This is a genomic window from Streptomyces sp. CBMA156, from assembly GCF_014596515.1.
GTDB lineage: Bacteria > Actinomycetota > Actinomycetes > Streptomycetales > Streptomycetaceae > Kitasatospora.
Map to the genome: position 1 here is coordinate 1 of NZ_MSJQ01000037.1, position 15500 is coordinate 15500.

Genomic DNA, 15500 nt, shown 5'->3' on the forward strand with positions numbered 1-15500 from the left:
CGCCAGGCGCGCGGCCCTGGCCGGACCTGGCCTGGCCCTGCCCGGCCCGCTCCCGGACATCGCCGTGGTGCCGCGCCACCCGCAGACCGGTGAGCCCTGGCCCACGCCCGCGGGCGTGGCCGCCGCACCGCTCGCCGTCGGCTACTGGACCCACCTCGCCCATCACGGCAGACACCTGGCCGCCCCCGTCACCGGGCGGCTGCCCGCGCAGGCCGAGCGCGACGACCCCCTGCCGCCGTACGCCTGGTGCGGCGTGGAGCCCATGTGGAGGGCCTACCAGGTGACCCTGGAAGGCCTGTTGGGAGCAGGAGCAGGAGCAGGCGCCCCGTGATGCCGGACGGCGCCGCCCGGGAGAACCGGGCGGCGCCGTCGAAGCCGTACACGGCGGTCGTGAACCGGCTGTCAGCGCGCTGTCAGCGCGCCGTCTGCGGCACGCGCTGGGCCGGGACGGAGCCCCGGGCGGTGCGCTGGGCGGCGGAGGCGGGGGCGGCGCCGAGGGCGGTGCCCCGGGTCTCCTCGGCCCACAGGACGCAGACCAGCAGGCCGAGGGCGGTGACCCCGGCGGCGATCAGCATGGTCGGGCCGGTGCCGAGCCCGGTCAGCGACAGCGGCAGCAGGTAGGTGCCGACGGCCGCGCCGATCCGGCTGACCGAGGTGGCCACGCCCACGGCGGTGGCCCGGATCTCGGTGGGGAACAGCTCGTTGGGGTAGGTCCAGTCGAGCACGTTGGGCCCGCCGCACAGGAACGCGTACGCGCACAGCGCCAGCAGGGCGACGGCGGCCGGGGCGGTGGGCCACACGCCCAGCAGCGCGAGCGGCACGGTCATCAGCGCGAAGGACCAGATGATGACGGGCCGGCGGCCGCGGGTGTCGATCAGGCGCAGCGCCGGGTAGCAGCCGAGCAGGAAGACCAGGCTGATCAGGCCGGTGCCGAGGGTCTCCATCACGGTGCCGCCCGGCATGCCGAAGGAGGAGAGGATCTGCGGGCCGAAGGTGAGCATCGCGAACAGCGGGGCGACCTGGCACAGGAAGAACAGTCCGCAGAACAGGGTGCGGCGCCGGTAGGGCGGGGTCATCAGCAGGCGCAGTCCGGTGGGAGCGCCGCGCTCGGCCGGTTCGGGCATCAGCTCCCGGCCGTCGACCTTGACCCCGAGGTGCTTCTCGACCACGCGCACCGCGTCGCCGACCCGCCCGTTGGCGGCCAGCCAGCGCGGCGACTCCGGCGAGCCGCGGCGGATCACCAGGAACACCACGCACAGCACCGTGGAACTCGCCAGCATCCAGCGCCAGCTGCCCGGGCCGGCCAGCTCCAGGAACAGGTAGCCCACCACGTAGGCGAGCACGGAGCCGGCGTACCAGGCGATGATCTGCTGCCCGAGGAGCCGGCCGCGCTGCTTGGACGGCAGCCACTCGGCGAGCAGTGAGGTGGCGATGGGGTAGTCGGCGGCCACGGCCATGCCGAGCACGAAGCGCAGCACGGCGATCGCCCACACCGTGTCCACCCAGAAGGAGAGCACCGAGCAGGCGACCATCACGAGCAGGTCGGCGGTGTACATCACCTCCCGGCCGATCTTGTCGGTCAGCACGCCGAAGAGCGCGCCGCCGACGAACATGCCGACCAGCGCGGCGGCGCCGATCAGGCTGACCTCGGCGGTGGACAGCCCGAGCTCAGGGCGCATCCCGATCAGGGCGACGCCGACGATGCTCAGGATGTAGCCGTCGAGCAGGGGTCCGCCCGAACAGGCGAGGGCCAGCCGACGGTGGAACGCGGTATACGGGGCGTTGTCGATGGTCTGGGACATGTGCTGGGGGTCCTCCGGAGCGTACGGCGCGCACTGCGCACCGTGCGCCGGGTAGACGGCAGGGAAAGACGCCGCCCACCTCGGACGGCGCCACCGCCCGGTCACAACGGGCGACCGTCCACGGTTGCCCCGGCTCCATGGGGCCGCCACCGGGCCGAAGGTCGACCGGACTCATGACCAAGGTCCCGAAGCGGACGGGCCCTTCGCCCGTGCCGAAACGGCGTTCGGCCAGTCCTGCCGGGGGCCCTCGCCGCCGGGGGCCGCGAACGGGCGCCGGAGGTGACCCTTCTCACCAAGTGGCCCAGGCGGCCCCGGAACTGTGGGCCTTCCCACAGCGGGGCCGTGTCCGTGCGTACGGGAACGGTCCCGCTGTGTCACCGCCGAGGCGTCACCCGGGGCCCGCGGGCGGCCGGTTGTGAGCCCGCCGTGAGGCCCGGATCGGGCCGCTGTGGAGTCTGTCGTGAAGCCTGTCGTGAGGTCCGCCGCCGGGATCAGCCCGCCGTGAAGCCTGTGGTGAGGTCCGCCGCGAGGCCGGGATCAGCCCGCCGCGAAGCCCACCGTGAGGCTCGCCGTGAAGCCCGCCGCGAGCCCCGCCGTGATCCCCGGCCGGGCGAGGTCCGCGTCCAGGCCGCCTCCAGGTGGCCGTCGGACCCGGTGGTCAGCAGGATCACCACCCCGCCCTGCACCCCGGCCGGCGGGGAGCGGCCGGTGACCCGCGGGGTGGGCCGCCCGCCCAGGACGAGGCCGAACAGCTCGCCGGTGCGCCGCACCAGCGCCTCGCGAGTGACGTTCCCGCCGCGGGCCTCGACGAGCTGGGTGGGCGCAGCGGCCGGGCCCCGTCCGCTTCATGGCGGTACGTCAGCTTTCCCACCGGATCCGCCCGCCGGATCCCGTCTCCTGTTCGCGGCCCGGAGCGGGCCGGTTCACCGGGCCGTGCACTGGAGGTCGTCCGTGCACGGTTGGCTTCCTGCGACCTGGGAGGACACGCCCCCGGGTTGCACCGTCCGCGGGCGAACGGCCGATCCGGCGCCCCGCACGCCGCCGGAAGACCCCAGCCCGCCGCCGTACGAGGAGAGCCCCACATGTCACCCCCACCCGCCGCCACCACGGCGCCCGCGCCCGCCGGCCACCGCACCCGCACCCGCACCCGCGGGCTGGGCGCGCTCGCGCTGGCCACCGCGCTGGCCGCCGGCCTGACCGGCCTCGCCACCCCCGCCTGGGCCGCCCCCGCACCCGCCCCGGCCAAGGACGCGGCCAAGCCCGCCGACCCCGGCCTGGTCCTGGACCGCCCGGGCGAGTCGGTGGTCACCCGCCGCGACGTCACCCCGATCGCCCCCGGCCTGACCATGACCTCCTTCGACCGCCTCGGCGGCGCCGGCTGGATCCGCGGCAAGGTCCTCGTCGCCGACCTGGACACCAAGGGCCTGAGCGTCGACTACCTGTCCTCCGGCAAGGTGACCACCCGCCAGACCGTCACCGAGATGGCCCGCGGCGCCGGCGCCGTCGCCGCGATCAACGGCGACTACTTCGACATGAACGCCTCCGAAGCCCCCCTCGGCGTCGGCGTCTCCCGCCAGGACGGCCTGATCCAGGCCCCCGTCGAAGGCTGGAACCAGGCCGTCACCGTCGGCACCGACGGCCTGGCCCGGATGGCCCAGGTCTTCCTGGAGGGCCACGCGAGCCTGCCCGGCGGCCGCGAAGCCGTCCTCGCCGGCGTCAACACCTACGGCCTGCCCGCCGACGGCATCGGCGTGTTCACCCCCGCCTGGGGCAACGCCACCCGCGCCCACGTCGCGAACGGCTCCGCCGAGGTCGTCGAGGTCGAACTGCGCGACGGCAAGGTCACCGCCGTCCGCGACACCCTCGGCGCCGCCGTCCCCGAGGGCGCCACCGTCCTGGTCGGCCGCGACGCCGGCGCCCGCACCCTGCGCGACCTCAGGCCCGGCGACCAGGTCTCCGTCGGCTACCGCCCGCGCGCCTCCTTCGGCGAGGTCGCCGTCGCGGTCGGCGGCTACCAGGTCCTGGTCGCCGACGGCGTCGCCCAGCGCTCCGGCGAGAACGACGGCAACGAGCTCAACGCCCGCACCGCCGTCGGCTTCTCCGCCGACAACCGCCGCATGTACCTCGTCTCCATCGACGGCCGCCAGGCCGACAGCCCCGGCATCAACCTGCCCGACCTCGCCGTCCTGATGCGCGACATGGGCGCCCACAACGCCCTCAACATGGACGGCGGCGGCTCCGCCGCCATGGCCGCCCGCCTGCCCGGCGCCGGCCAGGCCGGCACCGTCAGCAACCCCTCCGACAACGGCGGGGAACGCGCCGTCGCCAACGGCCTCGGCCTGTTCTCCACCCCCGGCTCCGGCCAGACCAAGGGCTTCCGGCTGCGCCCCGCCGAGACCGTGGACACCGCCGCCCGCGTCTTCCCCGGCCTGCACCGCACCGTGCGCGCCCTGCCCCACGACGAGGCCTACGGCGCCGTCACCGCCAAGGTGCCCGCCACCGCCTGGTCCACCGCCACCGGCGCCAAGGTCACCGTCGAGGGCCGCGGCCTGGACGCCGTCGTCACCGGCCGCGAATCCGGCCCCGCCGAGGTCGCCGTCACCGCCAAGGGCGCCGACAGGTCCGTCCTGCCGCTCACCGTGCTCGGCCCCGCCGTACGCATCACCGCCGGCAACGAACCGATCGGCCTCGAAGGCACCGGCACCACCGCTGGCCTCACCGTCACCGGCTACGACGCACTCGGCCACGCCGCACCCGTCGAAGCCGCCGACGTCAAGGTCACCGGCGGCGAGGGCGTCGTCGAGGCCGGCGCCGCCGCCGACGGCACCATCACCCTCAAGGCCCTGGCCGACGGCAAGTCCGCCACCCTCAAACTGACGGTCGGCACCCTGGAGACCGCCGTCGCCGTCACCGTCGGCATGACCGAGAAGCCCTTCGCCGACTTCTCCGACGCCGCCGCCTGGAAGTCCGGCAACGACCGCGCCCCCGGCGGCTCGGTCGCCCCCGCCGCCGGCCCCGACGGCACCCACGGCCTGCGCCTGACCTACGACTTCACCCAGTCCACCGGCACCCGCGGCCAGTACGCCATCGCCCCCGAGGGCATCGTGCTGCCCGGCCAGCCCCGCTCCATCAGCATGTGGATCGAAGGCGACGGCAACGGCGCCTGGCCGCGCATCCAGTACCGCACCGCCGCCGGCGTCACCGCCAACCTCGACGCCCCGATGGTCACCTGGAACGGCTGGCGCAAGGTCGAATTCCCCATCCCCGCAGGCGTCCAGTACCCGCTGACCTTCCAGCGCTTCCGCCTCATGGAGACCGGCGCCGCCCGCTCCTACAGCGGCGCCCTCACCCTCGCCGACCTGCGCGTCAAGGTCGCCCCCGACGTCGAACTGCCCGTCCAGCCCAAGGTCACCGACCCCGTCGTGCTCACCCACGGCACCGTCGACGGCCGCCGGCTGCGCGTCGCCGTCATGTCCGACGCCCAGTTCATCGCCCGCAGCCCCGACAGCGACATCGTCCAGGCCGCCCGCCGCACCCTGCGCGACATCGCCGCCGCCAAGCCCGAACTGCTCGTCATCGACGGCGACTTCGTCGACGAGGCGTCCCCCGCCGACTTCGCCCTCGCCCGCAAGCTCCTCGACGAGTTCGACCAGCTCACCGGCCGCACCATCCCCTGGCACTACGTGCCCGGCAACCACGAGGTGATGGGCCCCGGCACCATCGACAACTTCAAGGCCGCCTTCGGCGACACCACCCAGGTGTTCGACGTCAAGGGCACCCGCTTCGTCACCCTGAACAGCTCCCTCGGCACCCTGCGCGGCAGCGGCTTCGACCAGATCGCCACCCTGCGCAACGCCCTGGACGGCGCCGCCAAGGACCCGTCCATCACCGGCCTGCTGCTCTTCGAACACCACCCCACCCGCGACCCGCTGCCCGACCAGGGCAGCCAGCTCGGCGACCGCAAGGAAGCCGCCCTCGTCGAGCAGTGGCTCGCCGACTTCCGCACCAAGGGCAAGTCCGCCGCCATGGTCACCGGCCACGTCGGCGCCTTCCACGCCCAGAGCATCGACGGCGTCCCGCACCTGATCAACGGCAACTCCGGCAAGGGCCCCGCCTCCGAACCCGACCGCGGCGGCTTCACCGGCTGGACGATGCTCGGCATCAACCCCACCGCCGGCAAGATCACCGACCCCTACGCCGTCACCGACGACACCTCCGCCTGGCTGCGCGCCGAGGTCCGCGCCCGCGCCGACGCCGTCGACCTCAAGGCCCCCACCGCGCTCGGCCTGCTCGAAGCCGCCCCGGTCAACGCCACCTTCACCCAGGACGGCGAGCGCACCGTGCCCGTCGCCTGGCCCGTCACCGCCCAGTGGGGCGGCACCGGCGTCCACATCGGCACCGCCGCGAGCGCCCCGCGCGGAGCCCTCGCCGCCTACGACCCGGCCACCGGCACCCTGACCGGGCTGCGCCCGGGCCGCGGCACGCTGAGCGTCACCGTCGGCGGGGTGAAGGCCGAACAGCCGCTCACCGTCGGCGCGGTGCCCGCCTGCACCACCACCGTGCGCGGCAAGCACTCCTCGCTCGCCGTCACCGCGGGCGTCACCTGCCTGGAGGGCGCGAGCATCGACGGACCGGTCCTGGTCCAGCCCGGCGCCGCGCTGATCGCGGTGGACTCCACCGTCAACGGCCCGCTCTCCGCCCGCGGCGCGAGCACCCTGGTGCTGACCGACACCACCGTCAACGGCCCCGTCGCCGTCAGCGGCACCACCGGCACCACGGCGATCCTGCGCAGCACCGTCGCCGGGCCGCTGCACGTCGCCCTGAACAAGGGCGCCACCCTGCTGGCCGGCACCACCGTGCGCGGCCCGCTGGACTGCGCCGGCAACACCCCGGACCCGGTGAACGGCGGCATCGCCAACACCGTGAACGGGCCGAAGGGCGGTCAATGCGCCAAACTGTGACGGATTGTCAGAAATGAACCGTCAGTGCTGAACCGTCAGTGCTGAACCGCCGGCGCTGGAACCGCCAGTGCTGAACCGCAGGCCCGGACCGCTCCTCGCGGCCCGGGCCTGCGGCCTTCCCGGGAACTCTCGCGCGGGCTGCGACCCGGGCAACGTTTCGAGACCGCCCGCCCCCGGCTCACTCCGTCACGGGCAGGCACTCCGCGAGCAGGCCGACGATGTCGCGCCACGCCCGCTGCGCGTGCAGCGGGTGGTGGCCGACGCCGGGCAGCACCTCCTGGTCGACCATCGGGTGGTGGAAGGCGTGCAGCGCGCCGCCGTAGACCACCAGGCGCCAGTCGACGCCCGCGTCCTGCATCTCGGCGGCGAAGGCCTCCCGCTGCGCGGGCGGCATGATCGGATCCTCCGACCCGACCCCGGCCCACACCGGGCAGCGGATGCGCGCCGCCTCGCCCGGGCGGCCCGTGGTCACCGCGTTGACCGTCCCGATCGCCCGCAGGTCGACCCCGTCGCGCCCGAGTTCCAGCACGATGGCGCCCCCGGTGCCGTAGCCGATGCCGGCGATCCGCTCGGGGTCGGTCCGGGGCTCGGCCCGCAGCACGTCCAGCGCCGCATGGCCGATGTCCCGCAGCCGCTCGGGGTCGGCGAGCAGCGGGAGCACGTGCGCCAGCATCTCCTGCGGATCGGTGAACCAGCGCCCGCCATTGATGTCGAACGCCAGCGCCACGTACCCCAGTTCGGCGAGGGCGTCGGCGCGGCGGCGCTGGAAGTCGTTCAGGCCAGGACCCTCGGGCCCGACCAGTACCGCGGGCCCGCGGCCGCTCCCGGCGGGCAGCGCGAGGTGCCCGACCATCGTCAGTCCGTCGGCGGGGTACTCGACCGTGCGTGTGGTGACCGTCGTCATGCCACCGGACTGTAGTGACAGTTGAGGCCCATCAGGGCCTGCCTTAGCTGTCGGCAGAGCGGCGGGCTGTGACGCCGTGCACCGCGGCTTCCCACGTAAACGGAAGGCCCGACCGCCAGTTGTGTCACCGGTGGGTACATCCGGTCGCATCTTCGGCATGCTGACCGCACACGTGATCCGGATACGGCAAGGGAGATGGCCATGCGTCGAATCGCGGCTCTGGGTACGGGGGCGGCGCTGCTGGTGGCCGCCGGTGTGATGGCGGCGCCGGGGGCGTCGGCGACCTCGTACTGCAGCACCACCCAGGGGACGAACTGGGGGTCGGTGAGCTGCCAGACCACCGCCACGAAGAACCACTGGCAGCTGGTGCTGGTCTGCAACAACGACAACGTCAAGGGCAACCAGACGACGGTCCTCGGCTCCTGGCGCATGGGCAACGGGACCGACACCCTCTACTGTCCGACCGGCTACAGCACGGCCTACACCAAGGTGAACAACGACAACTGAACTTCGGCGCAAGGGCGTTCGGCCCCCGCTACGCGGCGGGGGCCGAACACCCGAGGGGCACGGCTCTCAGCCGGTATGGGCGATCTTGGAGTTGACCGCGCACCACTGGCCGTTCTCCATGTTCCCGGTCGTGTTGTCCGGCACGTCGAAGGCTGCCACGGCACCGGGCTGGAAGACCAGGACCATGCTGGAGCCGCCGTAGCTGAAGTAGCCCAGCTCATCGCCCTTGTCGAGCTCCTGCCCCGGCGTGACGGTGATGGTGAGAGAGGAGATCTCGGTGATGCCGATGGGCATCACGCAGACGGTGCCGACGGGGTCGGAGCCTTTGATGAAGATCAGGGCCCGGGCGTTGACCGAGGCCTCGTAGATCTGCGACTGGGTTCCCGAATCCGGGTCGTGGCCCGCCGATTCGAGTTCGGTGAACGTCAGCCCCTCGACCACCCGGGCACTGATGACCGTGCCGCCGACCGGGGTGTGCCAGCGGTGGTAGTCACCGCCGGAGAGGAACGACTGGTAGACGTCGCCTCCGACGAAGCCGTCCGTCAGATCACTGCCGTCCAGCATGTCGTGGAGGGAGTAGCGCTGGCCCTTGACCCAGAACTCGTCGGTGCGCCGCACGTTCCGCTGGATCTTCACCACCCTGCCGTCGTTCGGGGCGACGATGACCTTCGGGTCCCCGCTGCCCGCGACGGGGCGCTTCCCGGACCTGACCTCCCGGTGGAAGAAGGCGTTGAAGGAAGCCAGCCCGCCGTAGGGCTTCGCGAAGTCGATCTCGAAGTCGTCGAGCTTGAGATCGCTCCGGGCCGCCGGCGACAGCCACTCCTCGTCGGTCAGCACCTCACGGCTGGCGGGACTGTCCAGGTACGCACACCACTCGCGCAGAATTCCCAGGAGCGCCCGGTTGAGGTCCCTGTTGCGGAAGACCGCCTCTCCGGCCGGCGTGTACATCATGTCGACGAACAGGGTGGACATCGGGAAGCGGACCTTGTCGGTGTAGCGCGGGGCCCAGGTGACGATGACGTCGAGGTGGTCGAGCAGATCGGGGACGTCGCGCACCCCGTCCTTCCGGTACTCCTTGGCCTGCTCGATCATCAGGGTCACGTACATCCGCACCACGGGATCCCGGTCGATCAGCCGCGCCAGGGCGGCCACCGAGTCGTGCCGGACGAGGGCGCGGGTGGTCTTCTGCTCCTCGACCCGCCTGCCGAGCTCGTCCAGCCAGGCGTAGACGACATCCCGGTCCTGCGGCAGGTACCCGGCTGCCCGGCCGAACGAGTTCTGGTAGCGGGCCTCGACGGCCTGTGCGGAGTAGCGGTCGCCATTGACGGTCGTCACTGGGGTTCCTTCCTCTTGATCGGTCGACTGGGCGTGAAGTGAGGCGAGTTGGCATCCGCAGACGGCTGCGCCCCGGGGGCTCGTGATCGCCCTTCCGGCCTCGCGCACGCCCTCGGCTCGCCGTCCGTGCCCATGCCCACCGTCGCCGCATCACCCGGGGCTCGCGATCGGCCGTGCTCCATTGTCGGTAGGCGGACCATCCGGGCGGCGGATCCCGCCCGCCCGGAACGCCCCTGAGTCGCGCCGAGAGGGGCGACGGAGGCCACCGCAGAAACGCCCCGGCCCTGGGGGCAGCCGAAGGGCTCGACGGCAGTGGCCGGCCAGAAGAGCCGGCCGGTCGCGGAGGGCACCGCCCGCGAGAGCCGCTCCGGAAGCCGACGGAGCACAGTCCGTTCCGCGTGCCGATGCCGCATGCGCGGCGGGAGGTTGACGTGCGCCTCCGACGTGCAGCACGGCCCGCGCCAAGGTGAACGACGCCAACTGTATTTCCTGGCAGGGGTGTCGGCGTTGGCCGGCCACGGCGCTGCGCGGGACGAGCACCTGTGCTGCCGGCACTTCGCGCCCTGAGTGGCTTCTTCGCCCTCCTTGCATGCCCGGCGAAAGCCGACCTCGTTCGCGAACTGGGGCCAGGGTCATCGCCGACGCCTAGGATCAGCACCCTGAACGCTTCGTCCGCAAGTTCCCCGAACCACCCTCCACACCCGACCAGGCCTGGATCGACAGGCCCACCGACGACGCGGCGTTCCCGGCCGGGCGTCCGCAGGAGAGCCGATGATCAAGATCGAGTACCGCCGGACCGGCCCCTACGCGGACCGCGGCCGGGAGCACCAGGAGGGAGTGGACCTCGCCGTGGTCACTCGTGCCGACCTGCGCTGGTACTTCTTCCTGTCCGGCCTCTCGTTCACGATCGACGGGACCGAGCTGGCCCCGCCGTGGTCGTGGACACCCGTGTTCGACTTCCTGTGGTCGATGAAGGGCGTACTCGGACACCTGGATCGGGGCGAGCGCTCGACGATCGGCTTCACCGAGAACGCGGAGCTGATCGAGTTCGTCCCGGAGGACGGGAAGGTGCGGATCTCGTGCACCTATGCGATGGCCGAGGCGGTCTGCGAACTCGCTGACCTCAAGGACGCCTGGCAGGTCTTCCGGCAGACCGTACTGAGCGAACTCGGTGGCGAGCACCCGCGTCTCACGGCCAACCCAGTGCTCGCGGAACTCCGGCTCTGACCGCCAGGCCCGGTGCCCCGGCCCCAAAGCCGGACGCGATCACCCGCCGTGGCCACTTTGACGGGTTCCGGGCTGCCTTGTACGACGCCCGCCGTCCCCCGGAGTCATGTGTTGCCGGACGGACGGCACCGAGGCGGCTGGGCGGGTTGCGCCAGAAGTCGGCGGGGCCGACTTCTGGCGCTGGGTGGCGGCTCGGGCGCGGCAGTCGGTGAGGGCGTGGCCGCTCTCCACCCGTGGTGCGATCCCCCTGTGAGCGGGCTGAAGGGCGGCCAGTGCGGCAAAATGTGACGAAACGTCAGTGAAGTCGCCCGCGGGCCCGGACCGTCCGGCGGTCCGGGCCCGCGGCGAAGCGTCCTACGTGGCCTCGTGGTTCTTGACGAAGTCCTGGACGGATTTGGGGACGGGGGTGTCCTGCCCGACGAGATCGTCGGGTACGGGGTCGCCGTAGGTCTGGTGCAGGGCGAGGACGCCGGCCCAGGCGTTGGGGTAGTCCCAGTCCCGCTTGGTTTCGTGTTCGGGCCCGTCGGGGTGAGTCGCCAGTTTGGCGTGAACGGTCGTGTCCTTTTCGTCGAGGTCGATGGAGAGGACTCCGATGGTGGGGCTGTGCTGCCCGTCCGTGTCCAGGTCCTTGTCGTCGATGGGGCGCAGCTCGCTCCAGCGACCGGGGATGATCTGGTCGCTCAGCGCTTCGAAGGACTTCGCGCGCCCGGCGGGGTCGACCTTCCTGGCGACGCCGTTGACGACGACGGAGCGGTAGTTGAGGGAGGTGCTGATGGCCGCGCGTCCGACGATGAGGTCGTCGACGAGGGTGACGGCCAGGCTGACGGGCGCGCCGTCATCGCTCCACAGGTGCTTCAGTGAGACCGGGTCCCCGGTCGGGTAGTAGATGGAGCCGTGCAGGTAGAGGAGTCTCCTGCCGCCTTCCTCGTGGTAGGCGTAGACCATGGGGACGCACCTCGGCCTGATCGTCAGCCGGCCGCCCGGAGTGCTGATCTCCAGGTGTGCGACGGTGCAGACGAAGCAGGCCTTGAGGATGGGGACCCAGTCCTCCGGGTCGATGCTCACCGTCGTCTTCCTGAACGCCGCGGCGCCCGACGGCTCTGCCGCGGCGCCCGGTTCCTGGGGGGTGGCGGGCATGGTGGACATGGCGACTCCTTCGGGGCGGGGGGGATGGGTGGGCTCGGCTCCGCCGGTGACGGGAGCGGGCCCGGAACACTGGTCATGACTACGGCACGGCGGGCGCCCGACGGGCGCCAACGTGCGCGCGGCGGTGGCGGATCACCCCGCCAGAGCAACGGCCCCCGCCGGCCGCAGCAATGGCCCCCCGCCGGCCCCGACCGCGGGGCGCCGGGACGTTCCGATGCGCCATCCGGCCGTCCGCCGTTGGAAGGGGAGCGCCTCGCGGCCCTGGCCGCCGGCCTCGACCGGTCGGCTGACGGGGGCCGGTCGTCACGACCGGAAGAACGTTTCAGCTCCTCCGGCCGGCTGCCGGAGGAGGCAATTCCTCATATCAGCAAGGGAATTCACGTACCGGTGACGCCCATGTGTGTCCGGCCGGCAGCGGGCCGGGCCGGAACCATACTCGTGGACGCCGAGATCGGAGAGGTGATCCGCAAGGGGACGCCTCCGCGGCGAATGCGAAAGGGAGAGCCATGCCGGACAACGGTGACCCGAAGCCCCTCAAAGAGTTCCTCGACAGGATCGACGCCTGGTACCGCGACAATCACGAGGGTTTCAGGACCCTGTTCGACGCGACGATCGCCAACGTGGTGAAGTGCCCGGCCGACCCGACCGATCCCGACGGAAAGAAGGTGTACTTCGACTGGCGGGGGGCGACGATCGACACGCTGAAGAACTTCTTCAGGGACTGGTACAACGACTGGTACAAGACGAAGCCCAACGACGGCCTGAACTCCATCGAGAAGTTCAGCTGGCTCACCTACGAGAACGACTACGGGATGGTCTTCATGACCTGTGGTCCCGGCCTGGAGATGACCAAGGACTTCACCAACCTGCAGGGCGACCAGATGGACGACACGGGGGAGGACGGGCAGAAGCTCATCAACCTCTGGCGCACTGAACTCGGCACGAGGATGGACGACTTCGAGCAGGGCCCCTGGGACACCTTCAACCAGTTCTTCATCCGGGAGCTGCGGGACGCGTCGGTGCGGCCGGTCGACGCCCCGGGCGACAACAGCGTCGTGGTCGCCCCGACCGACTGCGTCATCAACATGATCGTCGACGACCTGGCCGAGGAGACGCCGATCCCGGTCAAGACCGTCACCATGAACGTCAAGCAGCTGCTCGCCGGTTCCGAGTACTACAAGAAGTTCGTCCCCAGAGAGGAGGACGGCACCACGCTGCCCGGAGGCACGGCCGTGTCGTGCATCCTGATGCCCGACACCTACCACTGGTACCACGCGCCGGTGGAGGGCGAGGTCGTGGAGTCCCACGACGACGTCCACGGGATCTACTACGGGATGCGTGACTTCCCCGAGCTCCTCAACAAGGGGAACGTCGGCTACGGGTTCGACTACGAGATGTTCGACAACTTCCGCCGCGGTTACCTCGTCTTCAGGACGACATTCACCGACCCCAAGGGGAAGGAACACGAGACGTACGTGGCGATGGTGACCGTCGGCCTCAACTCGATCGGCTCCGTGCAGTACGAACCGGAGTTCAAGAACCCCCAGAAGCCCGTTGCGGTGACGAAGGGCCAGAAGATCGGGAACTTCCAGTACGGCGGCTCCCTGAACATCCTGCTATTCGAGTACAGCCGCTTCCCAGCCCTGCAACTGCACATGGGGCAGCGCATCGGAACCCTGGAGGCCCCGGAGCGTACGAAGGGGCTGTTCACCGGCCCGTACCACACGCAGTCCCGCCGGGGCATCCCGTTCGCCCGTTGATCCCGCCGATCCGGTTGATCCCGCCGATCCCGCCGAACCGCCCCCGAACGAAGGACTGAACCATGGACCCGGAAGACCTCGTCACGTCGATCCCGGCGAACCTCCTCGACACCCAGAGCCTCGACCTGTACACCAAGGACACCAAGAGGCTCCGCTCCTACGCGGGGCGCGTACAGCTCGACGGCACGGGCACCAGGAAGAACCACCTCTTCTACTGGTTCTTCGAGAGCCAGACCTGTAGCCCCCACGTGCCCGTCTCCGAGCAGCAGGACCTGGTCAGCGCCACGCCGCTGCTGATCTGGCTCAACGGAGGCCCCGGCGCCTCCTCGCTGGTGGGGCTCTTCCTGGAGAACGGCCCGCTGACCATCACCGAGGACAGTGTCGGGACCGTGTCGCTGACCACCACCGGCTGGAACAAGGAGGCGCACGTCGTCTACTGGGACCAGCCCCTGGGCACCGGATACACCCACTCCGACGAGCCCGAGGAGTACGTCCAGGACGAGGCCGAGCTCGGCCACATGTTCTGGCAGGCGCTCCAGGAGTTCTTCCGGCTGCACCCCGAGTACGCGAAGTGCCCGCTGTACGTCTGCGGCGAGAGCTACGCCGGCAAGTACGTGCCGGCGATCGCCCTGGAGATCGACAAGCAGAACGGGCAGAAGGCGGGACAGCACCTCGACCCGCCGGGACGGCACCTCAACCTGCAAGGGATCGCGGTGGGCAACGGCTGGATCACGCCCGAACTCTCACTGGGCCTCATGATCGACTACGCCTACACCACCGGATTCATCGGCGTCGGCCAGCGCGAGGAACTGCTCCGGGACTACGCGAACGTCCAGGCCGAGATCAAGGAAGGCAACATGGCCCAGGCCACCAAGGACTGCGACGCCCTGGTGACCAAGACCCTGGCCTACGGCGGGAACTTCGACGTCTACGACGTCCGGCGGTGGAACGGCCTCCCCTGGGAGACGATGAAGAAGTACCTGACCAGCGAGCCCGTCAAGAAGGCCCTGCACGTGCCCGGGGTCGACTGGACGTGCGAGGACAACGCCGGCCCGGTGGCCGAACACCTGGCGGACGACAACATGGCGGACGCGTCCGACAAGTACGGCGACCTCATCGACAAGAGCGACGCGGGCGCCAAGCGCTACAAGGTGCTGCTCTACACCGGGAACTTCGACACCGCCTGCGGCTTCCGGAGCACCGAGGAGATCCTCGACGCACTCATGCGGGACCGCGACCCGAAGTGGCACAGCGCGCCCCGCCTGATCTGGAAGCAGTCGCCGGGCGACCCCAAGGGCTTCGTCCGCCAGCGTGGCAACCTGACGCAGGTGGCCATCCCCAACTCCGGTCACGAGGTGCCGGCTTACCAGCCGGAGATCTGCCGGGAGATGCTCTACAACTGGCTCTTCGACCGCCCCTTCCCCGGGCACGACCCGCAGGGACCGCTCGCGTAGCGGACCGGCTGAACGGCTGAACGGCAGGACGGCACCGCGGACTGCACCGCGGTGCCGCCCTGCCGTTCGTGGCGTCACCGGCACGGGGTGGTGATGGTCTGAGCCGAACGCCGTTCACGTGACGGTGAGTCGGCACCTGTTCGCCGGTGCAGCGATCCTCGGAGAGCGTCCCGGACCAGGGTGGAGGCCTTGCCGGCACGCGCGCCGGTGAACGGGCGTGTCGGCCCGGGCCGGCTCTGCGAGGTGGTGCCCATGGCCATGCGCTGCCGGAGACGCTGTGTCGGGCCCTGGCCGCTGCGGGAACCGGGCGGCTCCGAGCGGTGGCTGTCGCATGGGCTGACACGTGGGGGTCGGGCGAAGTCCCGCTGGACAGGGCGATGGATCTTCTTGGACGGGTGTCGGCG

At 71.4% G+C, this 15500-nt stretch carries 9 protein-coding genes and 1 pseudogene; 6 read left to right on the plus strand and 4 right to left on the minus strand.

Going from position 1 to position 15500, the window contains the following annotated elements; translation table 11 throughout:
* Positions 1-331: pseudogene (locus BU198_RS02495) on the plus strand (hypothetical protein); the annotation flags it as partial.
* An 82-nt stretch (positions 332-413) separates the two neighbouring features.
* Here the strand turns inward: BU198_RS02495 and BU198_RS02500 are convergent.
* A complete protein-coding gene (locus BU198_RS02500; protein WP_188295153.1) occupies positions 414-1802 on the minus strand; it encodes an MFS transporter in 1389 nt (462 codons plus the stop codon).
* Between the two features lie 1082 nt (positions 1803-2884).
* Between BU198_RS02500 and BU198_RS43190 the strand changes: the two genes are divergently transcribed.
* Entirely contained in the window at positions 2885-6763 is a 3879-nt protein-coding gene (locus BU198_RS43190) for a phosphodiester glycosidase family protein (protein ID WP_188295154.1), read from the plus strand.
* Between the two features lie 178 nt (positions 6764-6941).
* Here the strand turns inward: BU198_RS43190 and BU198_RS02510 are convergent, their stop codons facing one another.
* On the minus strand, positions 6942-7667 hold the full coding sequence (locus BU198_RS02510) for a dienelactone hydrolase family protein (protein WP_188295155.1): 726 nt from the start codon (positions 7665-7667) through the stop codon (positions 6942-6944).
* 201 nt (positions 7668-7868) lie between these two features.
* On the opposite strand from BU198_RS02510, the gene BU198_RS02515 reads away from it, so the two are divergent.
* Complete coding sequence (locus BU198_RS02515) at positions 7869-8174, plus strand: hypothetical protein (RefSeq protein ID WP_188295156.1); 306 nt, start codon at positions 7869-7871, stop codon at positions 8172-8174.
* Positions 8175-8240: 66 nt separating this feature from the next.
* On the opposite strand, the gene BU198_RS02520 is transcribed toward BU198_RS02515, so the two are convergent.
* Positions 8241-9509: a phophatidylserine decarboxylase associated domain-containing protein gene (locus tag BU198_RS02520; protein ID WP_188295157.1), complete on the minus strand. Its 1269-nt coding sequence runs from the start codon at positions 9507-9509 to the stop codon at positions 8241-8243.
* A gap of 771 nt (positions 9510-10280) precedes the next feature.
* Between BU198_RS02520 and BU198_RS02525 the strand changes: the two genes are divergently transcribed.
* Positions 10281-10736: a hypothetical protein gene (locus BU198_RS02525; protein WP_188295158.1), complete on the plus strand. Its 456-nt coding sequence runs from the start codon at positions 10281-10283 to the stop codon at positions 10734-10736.
* A gap of 354 nt (positions 10737-11090) precedes the next feature.
* On the opposite strand, the gene BU198_RS02530 is transcribed toward BU198_RS02525, so the two are convergent.
* A complete protein-coding gene (locus BU198_RS02530; RefSeq protein WP_188295159.1) occupies positions 11091-11882 on the minus strand; it encodes a pyridoxamine 5'-phosphate oxidase family protein in 792 nt (263 codons plus the stop codon).
* Positions 11883-12388: 506 nt separating this feature from the next.
* Between BU198_RS02530 and BU198_RS02535 the strand changes: the two genes are divergently transcribed.
* Both BU198_RS02535 and BU198_RS02540 read left to right on the plus strand, forming a co-directional pair.
* Positions 12389-13642, plus strand: coding sequence for a phosphatidylserine decarboxylase (locus tag BU198_RS02535; protein WP_188295160.1), 1254 nt, complete (start codon positions 12389-12391; stop codon positions 13640-13642).
* A gap of 62 nt (positions 13643-13704) precedes the next feature.
* Positions 13705-15096, plus strand: a complete 1392-nt coding sequence (locus tag BU198_RS02540) for a S10 family serine carboxypeptidase-like protein (RefSeq protein ID WP_188295161.1) — start codon at positions 13705-13707, stop codon at positions 15094-15096.
* The last annotated feature ends 404 nt before the right edge of the window (positions 15097-15500 follow it).